Genomic DNA, 18,016 nt, shown 5'->3' on the forward strand with positions numbered 1-18,016 from the left:
TTGGAAATCAAAAGGGAGATAGGCGATCGTCACGGCGAAGGTGAATCCTTAATCGGTTTGAGCAATGCTTATCATCAGTGTGGCAGGATTCAAGAAGGATTTGCAGCCTCGTATCAAGCCCAGCAGATTTTCCAAGAACTTGAGCTTCCTTTAGAAGCAATGCCTTATCCTCAGTGGCTAAAATCACTAATAAAATTCGCTCAACGTGGGAAGTTACAGTTAATTTTGTGTTTTATTTTTGGGTTAATAGCCTTTCCCTTTGCCCTTGTATGGTTGATTCTGCTACTTTTATGGCGTTTAATCAGTTCCCAGTTGAGAAGATGAAAACTGATATCTTATGACCGTGGTTTTTGGGCGTGGTTGCGGCGTTGGCTTCGCTCTTGGTTTCGGCGGTGATTTTGTCTCACGCAGAGGCGCAGAGTCGCGGAGAGGAAGCAAAGCTAAACAAAAATTGGAACAAGTAAACTCTGTTGATAGTAGTCTACCAGTTTACATTGTGATTGTTGAGTTTAGTAAACCCTTGTGTTTTGTAGTAAACAAATGAACCAGATTCAAGATTTACATAAACAAGCAATGGATTTTGCTGAAATGGCACAAGTCGCTAAACTCAAAGGCGACTCTGTTTTAGCTTTACAACTCTCTAAACAAGCATTTGAAAAAGAACGGTTAGCAGCAGAATTAATCGTTAGTAATCTGGAAGCAGAACCAACATGTTCAGTCTTACATCGTAGTGCGGCAACCTTAGCAATTGACTGTGGAGAAATGGCAGCAGCAGAACGTTTAATTGCCATAGCTTTATCAGGAAATCCACCTCAAGAGATTGCCGAAGAACTCAAGGATTTATTTGTGCAGATTAACATTGATAAATATTTTGCCCGTCGTGGTATTGAATTTGATTCAGCTAAACTATAATTATGGATGATATAAAATGCAAAACGAAACCATATATAAAAAAGAATCTTTTTGTATTCCTATAATCTGTAAAAATAATAATAAACATATAATTAGGAATAAAAGAATATTTGACACTATGTTACAAAATACATATCAACTACCATTGACATTTGAACAAATTCTTACTCTGGTCAAACAACTGTCTGATTCCGAAAAGCTTTTACTCAGCAAAGAACTAGAAAAGGAAACATTGAATAAGAAGTTAACCCAGTTACTAGAAGTATTTCAAACTAATGAATTATCTTTAGAGGAAATTACAGAGGAAGTAGAAAACGTGCGTTCTCAGATTTATGCCAGCAAACAAAGCAATCACGATAATTATTGATACTAATCTTTGGATTAGCTTTCTGACTGGTAAGGGATTAAAAGAATTAAATAATCTTTTAATTGAAGAAACGATTCAAGTAGTGATTTCCGAGGAAATTTTAGAAGAAATTATCTTAGTGACTCAACGTCCTAAGTTACAAAAATATTTTCCGCGCAATAAAGTTGATGAATTAATTCAAATTTTACGAGCTATTGGCTTATTTGTAACAATTACAACAGAAGTATCTATTTGTCGAGATCCCAAAGATAATTATCTCTTAGCATTAGCAAAAGATAGTGCTGCTAATTTTTTAGTCACTGGCGATCAAGATTTATTAGTAATTAAGATATTTGAAAATACCGAAATTATTACTTACCAAGAATTTTTACTTAAATTATAAACTAATAGGTTTTAGTTCTATATTCGTGTTTTTTGGGCGTGATTGCGTTGATGGTGGCACTAAACAAAATCTATTCACCATTTTATTTTCAAGGCAGTCTATTCAAAAACGTGGGATGCTGCCTAATTTCATACTTCACACTTCATATTTGTAATATTCTATGAGTAGAAATCAGGAGCAAATTCCTGTCATACAACGTCATATTCAGTAAATATCACTAACGATTAGGTCTCCGCCGATGTCCAACAGTCTGAGGGGTAAGCTGCCACTTTTGCTGACATTTTGCTTATTTACGAGCTTGTTACCTGCATCTGGTTCTGTATTATGTCCAGCGATCGCTAATAACAACTACCTCGCTAATCGGGATTATGGCAGAGATGGAAGTGCGGGGACAAGTGGGCGATCGGGTAGAGATGGCCGCGACGGTCAAAATCAAACCATTGTTATCGATGGTTCATCAGTTAACCTCGATTTATCAGGTCAAAATGGCGATGATGGGGAAGACGGTGAAAATGGTTATCGCCCTGACTGCGGTTATCAACCAGAGAAGGGAAATCGTGATATTCATGCAGCCGATGGCGTTGCGGGTGGTAATGGTGGTAAAGGTGGAAATGGGGGAAATGGCGGTTCTCTCACGGCCTATTACACTAATTTAGCCGACTTACGCAAAATTCTCGTTCGCGCTACCCCAGGTGAAGGCGGACGCGGCGGACGCGGTGGTAATGGTACGTCTGGGTGTAATTGTCGCAGGCGCAGTTGGGAAGTGGAAACCTGCAAAGGCACTCCCGGCAGTTCTGATTACAAATGTACCAAGAAGCGTTACAGATGTCATGATGGACGGGATGGCAGCAACGGTAGTGATGGTAGCGATGGTCGTACTGGGCGTTTAGGAGTGTTGAGTATTGTTAACAGTAAAGAACCCTTGGCCGCTGAGACTCCTAGCATCAACTTATCAATTGCGGAATTAACTGGTAAACAATTCCCACTCTCGAAAAATAAATGGAATCTGCGTACAGGTGCAACTTCATTACTTGCGCCTGGTTCTATGGTTGCTGATGAGTACCGCGAATTTGCCCAGCGTTTAGAAGAGTCTTTTCAAATTGTTTGGCAGGAAAAACAACCGAGTCAAAGTTTTGGCAATCAACCTGTAACAGTCACTTTAAATGATAGTAAGCAAGTAGAAGTGACTTTTGCTGAAGATTTGTGGGTTGATGGTAACAGTAAAAGTGAGAATAATTTGACAACCTATACCGTTAACCACGCAATACTCAAACAAGATGTGACTCGGTTAGCCATAGCTGAATTTGCAGGTGCAGGAGAAAACCTCAACTTAAAAATAGTCGATTTAGCAGCAAAATCTGATGTGCTTCAAACTAAATTTCGCGTGAAATTCCGGGCGCGGGATAACTTTGGCGGTTTTTCTGACTATAAAACTGTTTATACAGGTGATGTTCCATCTGAATTTGTCACCCGTGACTATAATCGGTTTATTCTGGCGTTAGGCAAGTTAAAAATACCAGAGGATGCCCTAAGTCCTGGTACCAATGTTGACATTGAAGTGATAGCAACGCGCTCATTAGGAGAACGTTCAGCCAAGCAAACTATTAACTGGCAAAGTGCAATTCGTAAACCCAAATAAAAGATTAAGTAGATTTTTTGCTCTCAGAAATCATCTGTGCCAATAGAGACCCCATGAAATCTAAAAACTGATCTAACAAAGTGCCGATAATACCGATGTAGAGTAAAAACTGAATGATGTTATTAGTATTACCAGCTTTGTAGGCTTCCCAGAGAAGAAAGCCTAAGCCTCTAGGGCCAATTAACATTTCTATGGCAATAACTGTAAACCACGCTACCCAAATGCCAACTTTCAGTGCATGAAATACATGAAATATTGCAGCCCGAAAGTTATTATTCTGTCTACGAAAATGTTGTAAACCTATTGCCACATTAATGATAATTGTCCAGAGAGTGGCAATAAATATCACCGTTACCGCAGCAGGTTCACTATCTTGAAATAAGATCAGAGCAATTGGGAGTAGGGCTAAAGGTGGAATGCTATTAGGTATCTGAAATATTCTTCTAAAAATCTGATACACTGTAACATTTATGCCAATGAAATATCCAATAAAACTGCCGAAAATAGCAGCCGGAATGTAACCTACGAACAGTTTTTGTAGGCTGGCTAAAAAGTCTAAAAATATAGTTTGTTCCATGCCTCAGTTTTTATTTGGAACGTTTACATATTACTGTGGCAATCAACAAAAAACAGTTAATAGATAACTCAAGGGAATATATGATAGTTTTCTGAAATTCAATTTATCAGAAAATCGAAGCTCAATCACAAAAATAAATAAAATCTCAATAATTCATGAATAACAAAATACCCGACTTCTTTGAGAAGTCGGGTATCTAATATCTAGCTAATTTTTACTGATTTTCAACAGTAAATCATCATGTCATCATGTCTCAACTATTATAAGCAATTGATGGTGTTACTACCTCTGGAACTTGTACATGATCATCGGCTGATTGATTGACACGCTCCAGCCATCTTTGGGCTTTGGAATAGTTATCTTTCTGAACTTGTTTGATGGCTTGTTTGTAGTTGAGTGTGACTCCCCAAACATCAGATGTGAAGCGTTTTTCTTGTTTCATTTTGTCAAAGAACTGCACAGCTTCTAGGTGTGATAAACCACCTTCAGTATTGGCGATCGCTAACATAACTTGATAAACATCATCGGCCATCTTGGCATCACCACAAACATAATAATGGCATTGAGGATGACTCAGCTTTTGCCATATTTCTTGTGGTTGCTGCTGCATCAAATCTTGTACGTAGGTTTTGGTGTTGCCTTGGCGAGAAAATGCCACATTTAATTCTGACAGCACGCCCTGATTGTGCCATGTCTGCAATTGCTCTTGATAGAGGAAGTCATGCTGATTACGACAACCAAAGAATAAAGCTGCATTTGCCAAAGGTTGTCCTTGTTGCCACAGTGCTTCTCGGTATTGCAAAAAGCCAATTAACGGCGAAACCCCAGTACCTGGCCCTACCATCAACATGATTGCTTCTGGGTCGCTAGGTGGTCTAAAGGTGGAGGTACGAACGTCAATTCGTACTTTTGTGCCTGGTTCCAATCCAGCTAGGTAGTTGGAACACAGTCCTTGACGGACTTTGCCTGCATCAGTGGTAATTTGCAATACTCCCACTGTGATTTGAATTTCTTGGGGATGCAGCAAGGGACAGGAGGAAATTGAGTACAGACGGGGTTTCTGTCTGGGGAGTAACTCTAGTAAGGCGGCGAGGGTAATTTTGGCGGCGGGGAATTCATCGAATAAGTCAGCCACGCTCATGTAATTGTCGGTGATATTTTTGGTGAGCGCGATGCTGTCGGGATGGTCTTCACCTTGGCGGAGAATTTCTAACCAAGTTTCTAGGCGTTGTTTTTCTGTGAGGTTTGGCGTGGCGGAGTGTAAATATGCCAATAAATCATTGAATGGTTCCCGCAAAGCTAAATCTAACTCTTCATACAGCACATGACCGACGGTTGTAGGTACGGGAATTGGGGGTTTATCTTCGGTTTCCTGACCATCGGCGGTGACGTAACCTGCACTAAAGTAGGTGTCTTGGGTGACATTGAGGCGATCGCAAATTCGCTGTACCAAGGCTGATGAATTACAAGGATACACGGCCACATGATCGCCTGTTTCATAATTCAGGTTGGTATTGGCAATATCAAAGCTGATAAATCGGGTAGAACGGCTACCAGGAATTACTTCTTGCAGCAGTTCTTGATTAGCAACTACAGGTACGGCTATACCGCGATCGCCACTGTCTACTACACAAGAAAGGTTGAGAACTTCGGCGGCGTTTAACAATTTCACCTGCAATTGCGGCGCATGAGCCGTAGTCGCATCGGCGGCTGTGGCATCTTCACCTAAGACACGGCTAATTAATCTCAGCCACTGCTTGAAGGTGTCGGCTTGTCCTTTGATTTCGTCAGCTTTATGTAAGGGAACAATGCAGTTTGCCCCTGAACGAGCTAAGGCTTTATCAACCGCAATTCCCGCTGCACAGAAGTGTTCGTACACGGTACTGCCAAGCCCCAACACAGAATAATTTAAACTCATTAGCGAACCGGGTGGTTGCTTTTTCAACCAGTACAAGAATTTTTTGCCGTTCCCTGGCATTTCTCCATTCCCAAAGGTGGAGGTGACAATTAGCAGTAGTTTCTCCGAAGCTAAAAGGTCGGCGTTATACTCATCTAGTTCCATCACCTTGGGACGATAGCGACTTAATTGCCGCGCCACAGTCCGGGCAAAACCTTCGGCTGTGCCAGTTTCCGAGGCATACAAAATCAAGATCCTGTCTTGCTTGTTGTCGTCTTCGGAAGCAAAAGTCGTGATTTTTTCCAGGTCAATTCCATCTTCTACTGCCCAGCGATCAGCTGCATGGTGATAGGCAGGTTCTAAATAAAAGTCGCGTGTTTGATGATGCCAAACCGGACAAGCACTACCGCCCGCTGGTGGTACCACCCAACCCCACTCAGCCGGACACTCTCTACCTGCTTTCTTTTCTCGCAAATCGTGGGCGAGGTACTGGCGCGAGGCAGATTGATGGTCTACCATTGTTACTTTCGCTTTTTGGAAGGAGTGCAGGACGGCAACATTCAGTTCTAAGGCGACGCGATCGCGCCACAAGGTCTGCTCGGAACTGGTATCTAATTGCAGTACTTTGGCGATGTCTTCGAGTTTGTCGTAACGCCCTTCTTCCATGAAATCACGCATGATTTCTGTACCCATGTACCAGCCATTAAAGGGGACGCAAGCGTAAGTAATGCCACCAATATCCATACGGAAATTACTGATAGCAGGAATTGCATACCAGCGCAATCCTAAAGATTTGAATTCGGCAATGCTGGGATGTTCAATGTCTATTTCTAAAATTTCGTCTTGGGGGAATTCATAAAGCTTTGGCTCCATTCCCGGCACTTCAATCACTATCGGTAAAATATCGTAGGGGGTGCGGGGTGATGGTGGTTGCCAACCTAGTTTGATCACTGCTTGAGTTAAATCTAAGTTAGCGCGATCGCCCATTACACTGCCATCTGGTTGTTCGTATGCGGCATAACGCAGTAATTGCGGATTCCACAGGCGAGGCCCCCAACGTTCTTTCGGTTGTTTGGGACGGAATGCGGTCATGATCACTTGAATATTGCCGCCATTCGTCCCTAAACGCAAATGTTCAACTAATTCTTTGAACATTTCATCAGGGTCGGTCACATGACGGCAATCACGCACCACCATATTATTCCACTGAATCCGACCAATACATTTGGAAGCATTCCGCCAAGCTAACTGTGCGCCATAGGCGAGTTCTTCGTAGGTATGACTGTAAGTACCTGTGGCTTGAACTTCTGCTTGAATTTCTGCCCAACGTAGTTTTTGATGTTCTGGTTCCCAACCTTGTTCAGTCGCAATCACTTCGAGAAATTGCTTGGCTTTTTTTAATAACCTTTCTTCATTCAGCTTGGGCAACTTCATCACATTGGTGACACGATTAAATAATGTCTGCCATGCCCGCCTTAATTCTGGGGTAAAATTCGGCACATACTTTTCAAATAAGACAAACATGGTGTCAGAAATGGCAGGGTATGCACAAGATGGTACTCCTACATTGCCGTGGATTTGTCCTAATAACCGCAGTTCCAGCAACAGTTCATCAGTGGTTTCACTTTTCAAGCAACGCATGAGAAAATCCAATGATTGAAACAGGTGCAAAGACAGGTAATCGATATCCGCCCTGCCAAAAATTGGCAACACAAAGGGATACTTTTCAAACAAGGTTTGATAAAATACCATCCCCATTTCTTGCTTGTTTTGACTAAATACCTGCCAAGTGTCTGTCATCTCCTGGAGTAATTCTGGTGGTAAAGCGTCTTCATAACAACGGACTGCTTCTACCATTGGGACAATGATGTGGGTATTGAAAAACTTGTAGAGGGCAGAGTAGACACCTTTAGCTAAATCTTGGCGATCGTATTCTTCAATGTAAGGAATCGAAGGTAACATCCACATCCACACTTGTCGCGCTTTCACCCAGTGGTGGGGACGCATCCCAATATCCGCAAACAAAGCCCCGTAATCTTCTACTGTATCGAAGTCATCGCCTTTTTCATAAGGCACACCTGTGAGAGGTTCAGAAATGATGTTTTGGGTGTGGGGCTGGAGTTGGTGAATACAGTAATCAAATAACTCATAAAAGTAATCTGTCATACTGTCGATCGCTTCACCAAAAATATGTTCTAGTTCTGGTTCTTCTAGCAACAGCCGTTTAAAGAACTTTTCCATTTGTAGTTCTTTCCAAGCCCGCATTTTATTCCAGACATCTTTGACGATGACTTCTTCATTGGGCGTCAGGGGTATAGCTGCGGGAATTTCTACTTCTTTGTCGGTTGTTGGGGTTGGTTTGAGTTGAACACGCGTATGGCTTGGCTGATTGGCTAATAAGTTGACGGTGCTGCTATGTGCTTCACCAATAGTCTGGGTTATCCGTGTTTTCAGGGTTAAGTAGGGTGCTAGACTCCAGGTGGTGATGGGAAATTCTAGTTCAATTGAGTTGTGTCCATGCAAAAAATCTTGCGCCGCAAAGGTCACTGTCCCTGCATCTTGCCAAGGTTGCGTCATATCACCTTGGCGGTAACACAGTGTAATGGTAATGGCGCAGTCTTTGTAGTTAGTTAAATTTAACAGCCAGCTGGGCTGCATCCGCGAAAACAGATCTTTGGACAAAATAGATTGTCCTTGCTCTGAAAGTATCTGTACACGACATTTATACTTAAAATCTCCTCCAGATGGAACATCGGTGGCTGAGATTTCGGTTAAATGAATCAGTTGTTGATTGTAATCCATGTGTAAAAAATTATCGAGATGAATAGCAAGTTCAAGTTGATACCAAAATTCGCCGCAACACTAGAGTTAATCTAATTTCTGCGGGACTGAAATCTTCAAACAAGACATCAAAAGTTTGGGTAGTTAAGGTTTAAAATCCTCATTCCCTCCAAAGCGAAGCATCTTGTTGTGTAAGTCCTATTTTTGTATCGTGCTGGTTACAAAATGCTCATTCAAAAGTCGGCGAAATACGATTGATCAAAATAGCCTAGAAGAGTTAGCCACCATGATTCATCATTGATTGGAGTTAGACCGATGATTTAGTGGCGTTGAAAATTTTTAATAATTGATTCTGATACCTGAACTATCCGTTCTGTATACGTTTTAAACGGGTATTTGCACATATATACTGACTCACAAATCCTTAAAGGGGCATTAACTAAGTTTGAGTGTTAGATGATACTTAACTTTGGATTATACAAGTTTTTTAAGTGTAAATCACTACAATGTTGCCGCTAAATTTTATTTTTTGTTTCAACAACTAGTAAGTTCACCTTGTAGTATGGTGACTGCTTGACCTGAGAGGAGTACGCGATCGCCGCCATCATAATATAATTTGACGACACCACCCCGACTAGATGCTTGATAAGCCAAGAAAGTATTCTTATTCAAGCGATCGCGCCAAAACGTTGCTAAACAGCAATGAGCAGAGCCTGTCACTGGGTCTTCATCAACTCCAATTGCTGGGGCAAAAAAGCGCGAAACAAAATCATATTCTGAGCCTGGATAAGCTTTACTAGTAACGATTACCCCATGTACAGGTAATGTTTTCAAAAGTTGAAAATTCGGCTGCATTTGCCGTACTACATCCTCAGATTCTACTTCTACGAGATAACCGAGAGAATTTTGATATACAGCTTGATAATTTACACCTAAAGCTGTACTGACTTCTGCTGGTGCGTTCGTCGCTTGCGAGTGATTTACAGGGAAATCTAGCTCAATCCATTCATTTTGGCGCTTGGCAATCAGTAACCCACTTTTGGTATGAAATCGAGCCGCTTCATCCTTTGATAAATGTCCCTCAGACCACAGTACATGGGCGCTGGCTAAAGTTGCATGACCACAAAGCGGGACTTCTACTGCTGGCGTAAACCAACGCAGATTAAAGCCATCCTCTTGTTTGACTAAAAAAGCCGTTTCCGACAAATTCATCTCCTGCGCTACCTGCTGCATCCAGCCAGTGTCTTTTGGTGCAGGCAAAACACAGACAGCCGCAGGATTACCCGCAAAAGGTTTATTGGTAAAAGCATCAACCTGAGTAATGATTTGTCTCATAGAGTTACTCTAGAAATGGCAGCTATATATATTTATCAAAACTGTATGAGATATTTACGGATTATCAAAGATAAACGTTATGTGTTTACGCTGTAACGTAGATACTTAGATAACGTATCTCACAGCGCGAGTAATGTTAAATCAAGATAAAAACTTGAGAATCACCATTATTAGAGGTATCTTTGCTACCATCCATTTAGCGTTCCTTGCTTCAGGATTAGTTGGCTGCGTGATCCAAGTACACAGCCCACCAGAACAAACTGCAACACCAAAAGAGCAATCTAACAATCAACCTCAACCACAGCCTGAGCAAGCTATAAAACAGGACAAAGATGATGATCATGATCAAGATGACGATAAAAATCATGATCAGGATGATAAAGACTAAATAACAGAATTTATCCTTATTTTTAATTATTTATGGTTGCATACAATATTTCTAGTTCCTTTGCCGATACCCTACGCCACAGACGGCAAAAACTCGCCCAGTTAATTGATTTCCCGGTAATTCTCTGGTCAGGAAGCAACAGCCCCCGCAACTTTAAAGCTAATACCTATACATTTCGCGCCAGCAGTCATTTTCTGTACTTTGCCGGCTTGCCTTTGCCCAACGCCGCTATTCGTCTAGAAGCAGGCAAACTAGAGTTATTCATCGATGATCCCGAACCAGGTAGCGCCTTATGGCACGGTGAAACACCCAAACGTGCAGAAATTGCCGAGAAAATAGGCGCAGATGTAGCGAGAACCCTGTCCGAGTTGAAACATCGGGGGAGTAATGCAGCCTCAATTCCGGTGCAGAACTATCGCACCAGTCTTGTGCAGTCCCAAGTTTTGCATAGGGATATTGCTTCACCATCCGATTTGGCAGGACTAGATTTAGAATTAGCCAAGGCAATTGTTACCTTACGCCTCACCCACGATGCTGGGGCGTTAGCCGAATTACGTAAAGCTGCGGCTGTGAGTGTGGCTGCACACAAAGCAGGTATGGTAGCCACCCCCAAAGCCAAACAAGAAGCAGAAGTCCGCGCGGCAATGGAAGGGGTAATTATTGCCCAGAATATGACAACTTCTTACAACAGTATTGTTACCGTTCACGGCGAAGTTTTGCATAACGAAGCATATCATCACCCACTGCAATCGGGTGATTTATTACTTGCTGATGTGGGTGCAGAAACAGAAATGGGGTGGGCGGCTGATATCACCCGGACTTGGCCTGTTTCTGGTAAGTTTTCCGCCACGCAACGAGATATTTATGATGTTGTTTTAGCGGCTCATGATGCTTGCATTGCCAAAATTCGCCCAGGGGTGGAGTATGGGGATATTCATTTATTAGCTGCAACTACCATTGCTGAAGGTTTAGTTGATTTAGGCATTTTACAAGGCAAACCGGAAGATTTAGTAGAAATAGATGCCCATGCACTGTTTTTCCCCCACGGAATTGGGCATTTACTTGGTTTAGATGTGCATGATATGGAAGACTTGGGAGATTTAGCCGGATATGAAGATGGTAGGAAAAGGAGCGATCGCTTTGGCTTCAGCTATCTGCGTCTCAATCGTCCCCTACATCCAGGAATGTTAGTCACAATTGAACCGGGATTTTATCAAGTTCCAGCGATTTTAAATGATCCTCAAAATCGCGCCAAATATCAAAATGTCTTGAATTGGGAGCGTTTATCTCAGTTCGCTGATGTTCGCGGTATCCGCATCGAAGATGATGTTTTAGTTACTAGTGACGGTAGCGAAGTTTTAACAGCCGCATTACCAAATGATGCTAATACAGTAGAAAATTTAGTGACAAATGTCTCCAATTAAAAGTTTTTATTTTATATTCTTCTGAGAAAGTTTTTATTTATTTATAGCTTTTAGTCAAATTTACGCCTTTGGTAATAAGTGAATTCCCTTCTGCGGATATATTTTATTGCGAAGAATTTTATGATAAAAAACATGAAGTTTTTATGAATAAAAATCAGAATATGCTTTGTGAAACTATGGGTGTAAATAGACAATAGACAAGAAGCAATAGGAAATAATATATTAAAATGTACTGATTGTTGAAAAAAATACAAATTATTTCTAATAAATAGAGTAAAAAATTTAGACTTTTTACATGAACAAATGAACAAGACAAATAAATATATTCTTATATGTGATGATTGCCCTATAACTTGTTTGCTATTAAAAACAATTTTAGAAACCAATGGTTATAAAGTTGAAACAGTATTTAGCGGAACAGAAGTACTAGCAAAAATAGAAACGCAAGTATTTGATTTACTAGTTCTGGATGTCACAATGCCTGGGATGGATGGTTATGAAGTGGCTCACCACATCCAGCAAAATCGCAGTTTAAAGTGTTTACCGATTTTGTTACTGAGTGGCCATGAAGAAGATGAAATCCGAAAGAAGTGCCAAGCCAGAGTAGCAGGCATTATCCGCAAGCCTGTTGACATGAATTCACTAATAGAAATAGTTAAAAAAGCCTTAGAATTAAACGACTTTGAGCAAGCAAGTCTTGTTTAATAACAGCGATCGCACACACTGCCACATACCGCCCAAATCAGAATTTCTACACAAAATACGGTTGACCACCCCAACATCAGTAGGTATCCAGTTGTTCAAGTCGGAGTGAAAACTACTAAGCTGGTAGATAGCACGTTCAAATTCTACCGGAAATTCTGCATCGCTGTTTGGCGATTCAGGCTTCCCTATTGGCTAACTACTTGTAACTAAGATATGTTTGACGCATTAGCAGACCGTTTAGAATCCGCCTGGAAAAAACTACGAGGTCAAGATAAAATTTCGGAATCCAACATTCAAGACGCTTTGCGAGAAGTCCGCCGCGCTTTGTTGGAAGCAGATGTCAACCTCCAGGTAGTCAAAGATTTTATTAGCGAAGTTGAAGCCAAGGCGCAGGGAGCCGAGGTAATTTCTGGCGTGCGCCCTGACCAGCAGTTCATCAAAATTGTCTACGATGAACTAGTGCAAGTGATGGGGGAAGAAAACATTCCCCTAGAGGAAGCTGAACAAAAGCCTACCGTTGTGCTGATGGCTGGGTTGCAAGGTACTGGTAAAACCACCGCCACCGCCAAATTAGCTTTACATTTGCGTAAATTAGATCGTAGCTGTTTATTAGTCGCCACAGACGTATATCGCCCAGCTGCGATCGATCAGTTGATCACCTTGGGTAAACAAATTGACGTACCAGTATTTGATTTGGGCAGTGACGCTGACCCAGTAGAAATCGCCCGCCAAGGTTTAGAACGCGCCAAAGCCGAAGGTGTAAACACAGTCATCATCGATACCGCAGGTCGTCTGCAAATCGACGAAGATATGATGGCAGAATTAGCCCGCATCAAAGCCACAGTCCAACCCCACGAAACTTTGTTAGTGGTGGACGCAATGACTGGTCAAGAAGCTGCCAACCTCACCCGCACCTTCCACGAACAAATCGGAATTACAGGCGCAATTCTCACCAAGTTAGATGGTGATAGCCGAGGTGGTGCGGCGTTGTCAGTCCGGCAGATTTCTGGCGCACCAATCAAATTTGTTGGTATTGGGGAAAAAGTCGAAGCCCTACAACCTTTCTACCCTGACCGGATGGCATCACGGATTCTGGGTATGGGCGATGTGCTGACCTTGGTAGAAAAAGCCCAAGAAGAAATTGACTTGGCAGATGCCGAGCAAATGCAGGAGAAAATTCTGTCAGCAAAGTTTGACTTTACCGACTTTCTCAAACAGCTGCGTTTGTTAAAAAATATGGGTTCCTTGGGAGGCATTCTCAAGATGATCCCTGGTATGGGCAAGCTTTCTGATGATCAACTCAAGCAGGGAGAAACCCAGCTAAAACGCTGCGAATCGATGATTAACTCCATGACCAAGCAAGAACGCCAAGACCCAGATTTATTGGCAAGTTCTCCCAGCCGACGACGACGGGTAGCGAGTGGTTCTGGTTACAAAGAAGCCGATGTCAGCAAGCTGGTGTCAGACTTCCAAAAAATGCGATCGCTCATGCAGCAAATGGGTAAAGGTAACTTCCCCGGTATGCCCGGAGGTATGTTTGGCGGTGGTGGTATGGGCAATCCCTTCGCCGGCGCAGGCAACCGTCCCTCCGCACCTGGATGGCGCGGTTACACTGGTGGTGGCGGTGGCGGCACCAAAAAGAAAAAACCCAAAGATAAAAAGAAAAAAGGTTTTGGCAATCTTTAAGGAAGAGTCAATTGTCAAACCACTTTGGACTATTGACTCTTGACCCTTGACTATTAGTCAATAGCCGTAAACACTAATCAAGTGTTAAAATAGGCATTTCAGTATGGGAATTTATTAACAAAGGCACTTTCGCCCAGTTATTTCCCTCATCTATCCGCTGCCAAAAATCCATATAAACAGGAGAACGATTCTTCAACATGATCAAACTGCGCTTGAAGCGATACGGAAAAAAGCGGGAAGCGAGCTACCGTATTGTCGCCATGAATAGCCTCTCTCGCCGCGATGGTCGTCCTTTGGAAGAACTGGGCTTTTACAACCCCAGAACCGATGAAGTAAGACTAGACGTTCCCAGCATCGTCAAGCGACTACAACAAGGCGCACAACCCACTGACACAGTACGTCGCATCCTAGTAAAAGCTAATGTTCTTGAACAGGTCAGTGCAAAACCCGCATCATAACGAAAACACACAATTTCTTCTGACAACTAATCCCAACTACGTTGGATTAGTTAAATTTTTGATGCAGCCGTTTTTAGAATCTCCAAAGACTTTAAGCGTTGATTGTGAAATTTCTCACACCCTGAAAAAGGCTTGGATTCGCATTGCCTTTGACAGTGAAGATAAAGGCAAAGTATTTGGTCGAGGCGGACGCAATATTCAGGCGATTCGGACAGTAATTGCCGCCGCTGCGGAACTTGCTGGACAATCAGTCTACCTGGATATCTATGGCAGCAGTGCTATGGGGCGAGACGGTATGTCTTTTGATGAAGACCGCGAAGAGCGACCGCCACTCCCAAAAACTAGGGAAAGAGGCGGGAACAACGGGCCTAGACCTATTGCTAAACCTCGTTTCCGCTAGGTTTAAACTAAAAAGAAAGGAAGATGAGGGAGAAAAAGTATGAAGTATGAAAGATGAAGTCTGAAACTTAATCCTTCTGCATTGTGCCTCCTCTCATTGACCTAATTTCTAAATGCTATTTTTGAATGCAACTTCTAAATATCTCTGTCAGGGGGTGAAAATAGGGAGTGGCTGAAGTTCGTCTAGGTGAAAATGAAACAATTGACTCGGCACTAAGACGTTTTAAAAAGAAAATTCAAAGAGCCGGGATATTATCTGAAGTTAAACGCCGGGAAAGATACGAAAAACCCAGTTTGCGCCGCAAGCGTAAAGCAGAGGCTGCACGTAAAGGTGTTCGGTAATAAGGGTTTGAAAGCTTAATTAATTTCAACCTCAACCTAGTAGAGACGCGATCGCGTCTCTACTTCTGCGAGAAAAAACAGCAAAAAATAACTATCTGAGATAGTCATTAGCTAGTAAAAATGACGAATCATTAGAAAATAATGTAAAAATAAAGTTAATTAAAAATCTGAAAAATACTGAGACCGTTGTTAAAAATAACTCCCCACATATTTAAGAAATAACTATGGCAGATGCTTTAAAAATTCAGCTGCCAAATATTCCCAGTGCGATCGCTCTTGCAGGTGATGGTGAAGAAAATCTCAAAATCCTGTCTCGGCAAACAGGCGCAGTGTTAGTACTACGCGGACAGGAATTACAGATTACTGGTACAGATGCACAAATTAATTTAGCATCGCGGTTAGTGCGATCGCTAGAAGACCTTTGGATTAAAGGCAACAATATTTCCAATGCCGATATTTTAACAGCCCGTCAAGCCTTAGATAGCGATCGCGAAGACGAATTACAAGAATTACGTCGAGATGTTCTTGCTAAAACCCGTCGCGGTGATGAAGTCCGCGCCAAAACATTTCGTCAGCGACAGTACATTGAGACTATCCGCAAACGTGACGTTACCTTCTGTACAGGGCCAGCAGGTACAGGTAAAACTTATCTGGCTGTTGTTGTCGCCGTTCAAGCACTCCTCGCCAACCAAGTAGAAAAACTGATTTTAACTCGTCCAGCTGTAGAAGCCGGTGAAAGATTGGGTTTTTTACCAGGAGACTTACAGCAAAAAATTAACCCTTATCTCCGTCCACTTTACGATGCAATTTACGAATTTATTGATGCTGAAAAAGTCCCCAATTTAATGGAACGCGGCATCATTGAAGTTGCACCACTCGCATACATGCGCGGACGTACCCTAAATCATGCTTTCATAATAGTGGATGAAGCCCAAAATACTACACCTGCACAAATCAAAATGGTTTTGACGCGGTTGGGTTTTCGTTCGCGGATGGTGATTACAGGCGATACTACACAAACAGATTTGCCTCATAATCAACAATCAGGTCTATCAGTTGCTTTAGACATTTTAAAACACGTGGAAGGCATTGGTTTTTGCGAATTCACCCAAAAAGATGTAGTGCGTCATCCCCTAGTTCAGCGAATTGTAGCTGCTTATGAAAAATACGAAAAATAGTTATTAGTCAATGGTCAATGGTCAAAAATTTTCAACTGACAAATGACAAAGGACAATTAATTATGAGTGCAGATTTAAAAGAATTTTTAGAAGCTTGTGAAGCTTTGGGAACTTTGCGTTTAATTGTTACCAGCAGTGCTGCTGTATTAGAAGCGCGTGGTAAAATCGAAAAACTCTTTTATGCTGAATTGCCTAAAGGTAAATATGCCAATATGCACACCGAAGGCTTTGAATTTCATCTCAATATGGACAAAATTACTCAGGTGAAGTTTGAAACAGGTGAAGCGAAAAGAGGTAACTTTACAACTTATGCAATTCGCTTTTTAGATGATAAACAAGAACCTGCTTTAAGCCTATTTCTGCAATGGGGAAAACCAGGAGAGTATGAACCTGGTCAAATAGAAGCTTGGCACGATTTAAAAGAGAAATATGGCGAAATTTGGCAGCCTTTACCAATAGAGTTATAAGTCATTTGTCATTTGTTCTAGGTGGGGTAGAGCGACAGCAAAACTCAACATTGTTATTGGTGTAATGAATACAGGACTTACGCAAAAATAACGTAATTTCGTCATTACGAGCGATAGCGAAGTAATCTCCCTTAATGCTGGGATTGCTTCCCTACACTTCGTTCCGGTCACAATAATATTATCGGTGTTGCGTCAGTCCTAGAATAGACAGATTACATAATATTTAATTACGAATTAAAATGAAGGCAATTTGCAGTTTTTGCTTAATTGTTTTATTTTTGCTGGGATGGTGTGGAAATGCAGCCGCAGGTGAGTTATCAGAACGCTTGACTAACTTTCCCCAATGGGAAAAATTAACTTCTGTACAGCCAGCTTCCGGCGATTTAGCTTACCCTGAATGGATGGCTGGTACTTGGAAAGTTACAAGTACATTGGTCGATTTAGCGGCACCTTTAGCGCCAGATATTGTTACACCCGGTTTTGAAAGTAACCGTCAACAACTTAATCAACCTATCAGTTTTATTGTCAGATTTATTCAACAAAAACCAACAGCTATTAGTGGGTTAAAATTTATTCCCCAAATCAATAATTTTTCACCGATTTTAGTAGCAGATAGAGCCTTTAATAGCTTGAATTTAGCGAAAGCATATTTAGGTGAGCAAGCAGTATTATCAGTCAAAGTAGATCCAGAGTCTCCGAATCGGCAAATTACATTGTTACGCGGGGAACGGCAATTAGTCTCTATTGTGACAGCACGCGCTACAGAAAGTATTTCTGAGCATATATACATCACTGCGGAAGTATTTCAACAAATATTTAAAGGTGCTTCTCGCCCTTATTTGAATTCTGTAGAGTCGACAACTGCTTACCATAAATTGCCAACAAATAATCCCACAATTGAGGCAGATCAAGTTACTGCGGTCTATCTTTCACCCCAAGATCCAGATTACTTTCAGGCGGGTTCTCGACCTGTGGCGCTGTATCGCTATCGCCTCGAATTTTTTTCTGTAGAACTTTCACCTCATCCAGAAGAATGATTTTTTAGATTAGCTCTTGACTATTGCGTAATACATTATGTA

Annotated in this window: 18 protein-coding genes and 1 pseudogene; 16 read left to right on the plus strand and 3 right to left on the minus strand. The window is 41.8% G+C overall.

Features of this window, described 5'->3' with window-relative positions:
• The 6 genes and pseudogenes from NCWK1_RS19955 to NCWK1_RS19980 all read left to right on the plus strand — a co-directional run.
• Positions 1-324, plus strand: a pseudogene (locus NCWK1_RS19955) (tetratricopeptide repeat protein); the annotation flags it as partial.
• A 13-nt stretch (positions 325-337) separates the two neighbouring features.
• On the plus strand, positions 338-544 hold the full coding sequence (locus NCWK1_RS19960) for a hypothetical protein (protein ID WP_103125909.1): 207 nt from the start codon (positions 338-340) through the stop codon (positions 542-544).
• Positions 541-912, plus strand: coding sequence for a hypothetical protein (locus NCWK1_RS19965; protein ID WP_103125910.1), 372 nt, complete (start codon positions 541-543; stop codon positions 910-912). The genes NCWK1_RS19960 and NCWK1_RS19965 overlap by 4 nt, the downstream gene beginning before the upstream one ends.
• A gap of 118 nt (positions 913-1,030) precedes the next feature.
• Positions 1,031-1,279 (plus strand): type II toxin-antitoxin system VapB15 family antitoxin, encoded by a 249-nt coding sequence (gene vap15, locus NCWK1_RS19970; protein WP_103125911.1) that lies wholly within the window; start codon positions 1,031-1,033, stop codon positions 1,277-1,279.
• On the plus strand, positions 1,245-1,661 hold the full coding sequence (locus NCWK1_RS19975; protein ID WP_103125912.1) for a putative toxin-antitoxin system toxin component, PIN family: 417 nt from the start codon (positions 1,245-1,247) through the stop codon (positions 1,659-1,661). The genes vap15 and NCWK1_RS19975 overlap by 35 nt, the downstream gene beginning before the upstream one ends.
• Positions 1,662-1,899: 238 nt before the next feature.
• The gene (locus NCWK1_RS19980) at positions 1,900-3,300 is read left to right on the plus strand and encodes a hypothetical protein (RefSeq protein ID WP_103125913.1); all 1,401 of its coding nucleotides are present in this window, start codon (positions 1,900-1,902) and stop codon (positions 3,298-3,300) included.
• Between the two features lie 4 nt (positions 3,301-3,304).
• Here the strand turns inward: NCWK1_RS19980 and NCWK1_RS19985 are convergent, their stop codons facing one another.
• From NCWK1_RS19985 to NCWK1_RS19995, 3 genes are all read right to left on the minus strand, one after another.
• Complete coding sequence (locus NCWK1_RS19985; protein WP_096578673.1) at positions 3,305-3,877, minus strand: ABC transporter permease; 573 nt, start codon at positions 3,875-3,877, stop codon at positions 3,305-3,307.
• A gap of 253 nt (positions 3,878-4,130) precedes the next feature.
• Entirely contained in the window at positions 4,131-8,576 is a 4,446-nt protein-coding gene (locus NCWK1_RS19990; protein ID WP_103125914.1) for a nitric oxide synthase oxygenase, read from the minus strand.
• Between the two features lie 513 nt (positions 8,577-9,089).
• Complete coding sequence (locus tag NCWK1_RS19995) at positions 9,090-9,890, minus strand: PhzF family phenazine biosynthesis protein (protein ID WP_103125915.1); 801 nt, start codon at positions 9,888-9,890, stop codon at positions 9,090-9,092.
• Positions 9,891-10,023: 133 nt separating this feature from the next.
• On the opposite strand from NCWK1_RS19995, the gene NCWK1_RS20000 reads away from it, so the two are divergent.
• The 10 genes from NCWK1_RS20000 to NCWK1_RS20045 all read left to right on the plus strand — a co-directional run bounded on the left by NCWK1_RS20000 (position 10,024) and on the right by NCWK1_RS20045 (position 17,974).
• Positions 10,024-10,278 carry a hypothetical protein gene (locus tag NCWK1_RS20000; protein ID WP_103125916.1) on the plus strand — a complete coding sequence of 85 codons (255 nt, stop codon included), beginning with the start codon at positions 10,024-10,026 and terminating at the stop codon, positions 10,276-10,278.
• A gap of 32 nt (positions 10,279-10,310) precedes the next feature.
• Positions 10,311-11,702 carry an aminopeptidase P family protein gene (locus NCWK1_RS20005; RefSeq protein WP_103125917.1) on the plus strand — a complete coding sequence of 464 codons (1,392 nt, stop codon included), beginning with the start codon at positions 10,311-10,313 and terminating at the stop codon, positions 11,700-11,702.
• Positions 11,703-12,005: 303 nt separating this feature from the next.
• Positions 12,006-12,407, plus strand: coding sequence for a response regulator (locus NCWK1_RS20010; RefSeq protein ID WP_103125918.1), 402 nt, complete (start codon positions 12,006-12,008; stop codon positions 12,405-12,407).
• Positions 12,408-12,620: 213 nt separating this feature from the next.
• A complete protein-coding gene (gene ffh / locus NCWK1_RS20015; protein ID WP_103125919.1) occupies positions 12,621-14,093 on the plus strand; it encodes a signal recognition particle protein in 1,473 nt (490 codons plus the stop codon).
• 197 nt (positions 14,094-14,290) lie between these two features.
• Positions 14,291-14,551: a 30S ribosomal protein S16 gene (gene rpsP, locus NCWK1_RS20020; protein WP_096578659.1), complete on the plus strand. Its 261-nt coding sequence runs from the start codon at positions 14,291-14,293 to the stop codon at positions 14,549-14,551.
• Positions 14,514-14,951 (plus strand): KH domain-containing protein, encoded by a 438-nt coding sequence (locus NCWK1_RS20025; RefSeq protein ID WP_096578656.1) that lies wholly within the window; start codon positions 14,514-14,516, stop codon positions 14,949-14,951. Before rpsP ends, NCWK1_RS20025 begins: the two co-directional genes overlap by 38 nt.
• A 167-nt stretch (positions 14,952-15,118) precedes the next feature.
• The gene (gene rpsU, locus NCWK1_RS20030) at positions 15,119-15,292 is read left to right on the plus strand and encodes a 30S ribosomal protein S21 (RefSeq protein WP_015114573.1); all 174 of its coding nucleotides are present in this window, start codon (positions 15,119-15,121) and stop codon (positions 15,290-15,292) included.
• A gap of 224 nt (positions 15,293-15,516) precedes the next feature.
• Positions 15,517-16,470, plus strand: a complete 954-nt coding sequence (locus NCWK1_RS20035) for a PhoH family protein (protein WP_096578652.1) — start codon at positions 15,517-15,519, stop codon at positions 16,468-16,470.
• Between the two features lie 62 nt (positions 16,471-16,532).
• The gene (locus NCWK1_RS20040) at positions 16,533-16,937 is read left to right on the plus strand and encodes a ChuX/HutX family heme-like substrate-binding protein (RefSeq protein ID WP_103125994.1); all 405 of its coding nucleotides are present in this window, start codon (positions 16,533-16,535) and stop codon (positions 16,935-16,937) included.
• A gap of 239 nt (positions 16,938-17,176) precedes the next feature.
• On the plus strand, positions 17,177-17,974 hold the full coding sequence (locus tag NCWK1_RS20045; protein ID WP_103125920.1) for a DUF6816 family protein: 798 nt from the start codon (positions 17,177-17,179) through the stop codon (positions 17,972-17,974).
• Positions 17,975-18,016 lie beyond the last annotated feature (42 nt).

This window comes from Nostoc cycadae WK-1, from assembly GCF_002897135.1.
In the GTDB taxonomy this organism is placed as follows: Bacteria; Cyanobacteriota; Cyanobacteriia; order Cyanobacteriales; family Nostocaceae; genus Nostoc_B.

Coding starts and splice junctions, on each gene's coding strand:
- NCWK1_RS19960 (WP_103125909.1), top strand. CDS start 338: ATGACCGTGGTTTTTGGGCGTGGTTGCGGCGTTGGCTTCGCTCTTGGT.
- NCWK1_RS19965 (WP_103125910.1), top strand. CDS start 541: ATGAACCAGATTCAAGATTTACATAAACAAGCAATGGATTTTGCTGAA.
- vap15 (WP_103125911.1), top strand. CDS start 1,031: ATGTTACAAAATACATATCAACTACCATTGACATTTGAACAAATTCTT.
- NCWK1_RS19975 (WP_103125912.1), top strand. CDS start 1,245: ATGCCAGCAAACAAAGCAATCACGATAATTATTGATACTAATCTTTGG.
- NCWK1_RS19980 (WP_103125913.1), top strand. CDS start 1,900: ATGTCCAACAGTCTGAGGGGTAAGCTGCCACTTTTGCTGACATTTTGC.
- NCWK1_RS19985 (WP_096578673.1), bottom strand. CDS start 3,877: ATGGAACAAACTATATTTTTAGACTTTTTAGCCAGCCTACAAAAACTG.
- NCWK1_RS19990 (WP_103125914.1), bottom strand. CDS start 8,576: ATGGATTACAATCAACAACTGATTCATTTAACCGAAATCTCAGCCACC.
- NCWK1_RS19995 (WP_103125915.1), bottom strand. CDS start 9,890: ATGAGACAAATCATTACTCAGGTTGATGCTTTTACCAATAAACCTTTT.
- NCWK1_RS20000 (WP_103125916.1), top strand. CDS start 10,024: ATGTTAAATCAAGATAAAAACTTGAGAATCACCATTATTAGAGGTATC.
- NCWK1_RS20005 (WP_103125917.1), top strand. CDS start 10,311: ATGGTTGCATACAATATTTCTAGTTCCTTTGCCGATACCCTACGCCAC.
- NCWK1_RS20010 (WP_103125918.1), top strand. CDS start 12,006: ATGAACAAGACAAATAAATATATTCTTATATGTGATGATTGCCCTATA.
- ffh (WP_103125919.1), top strand. CDS start 12,621: ATGTTTGACGCATTAGCAGACCGTTTAGAATCCGCCTGGAAAAAACTA.
- rpsP (WP_096578659.1), top strand. CDS start 14,291: ATGATCAAACTGCGCTTGAAGCGATACGGAAAAAAGCGGGAAGCGAGC.
- NCWK1_RS20025 (WP_096578656.1), top strand. CDS start 14,514: ATGTTCTTGAACAGGTCAGTGCAAAACCCGCATCATAACGAAAACACA.
- NCWK1_RS20035 (WP_096578652.1), top strand. CDS start 15,517: ATGGCAGATGCTTTAAAAATTCAGCTGCCAAATATTCCCAGTGCGATC.
- NCWK1_RS20040 (WP_103125994.1), top strand. CDS start 16,533: ATGAGTGCAGATTTAAAAGAATTTTTAGAAGCTTGTGAAGCTTTGGGA.
- NCWK1_RS20045 (WP_103125920.1), top strand. CDS start 17,177: ATGAAGGCAATTTGCAGTTTTTGCTTAATTGTTTTATTTTTGCTGGGA.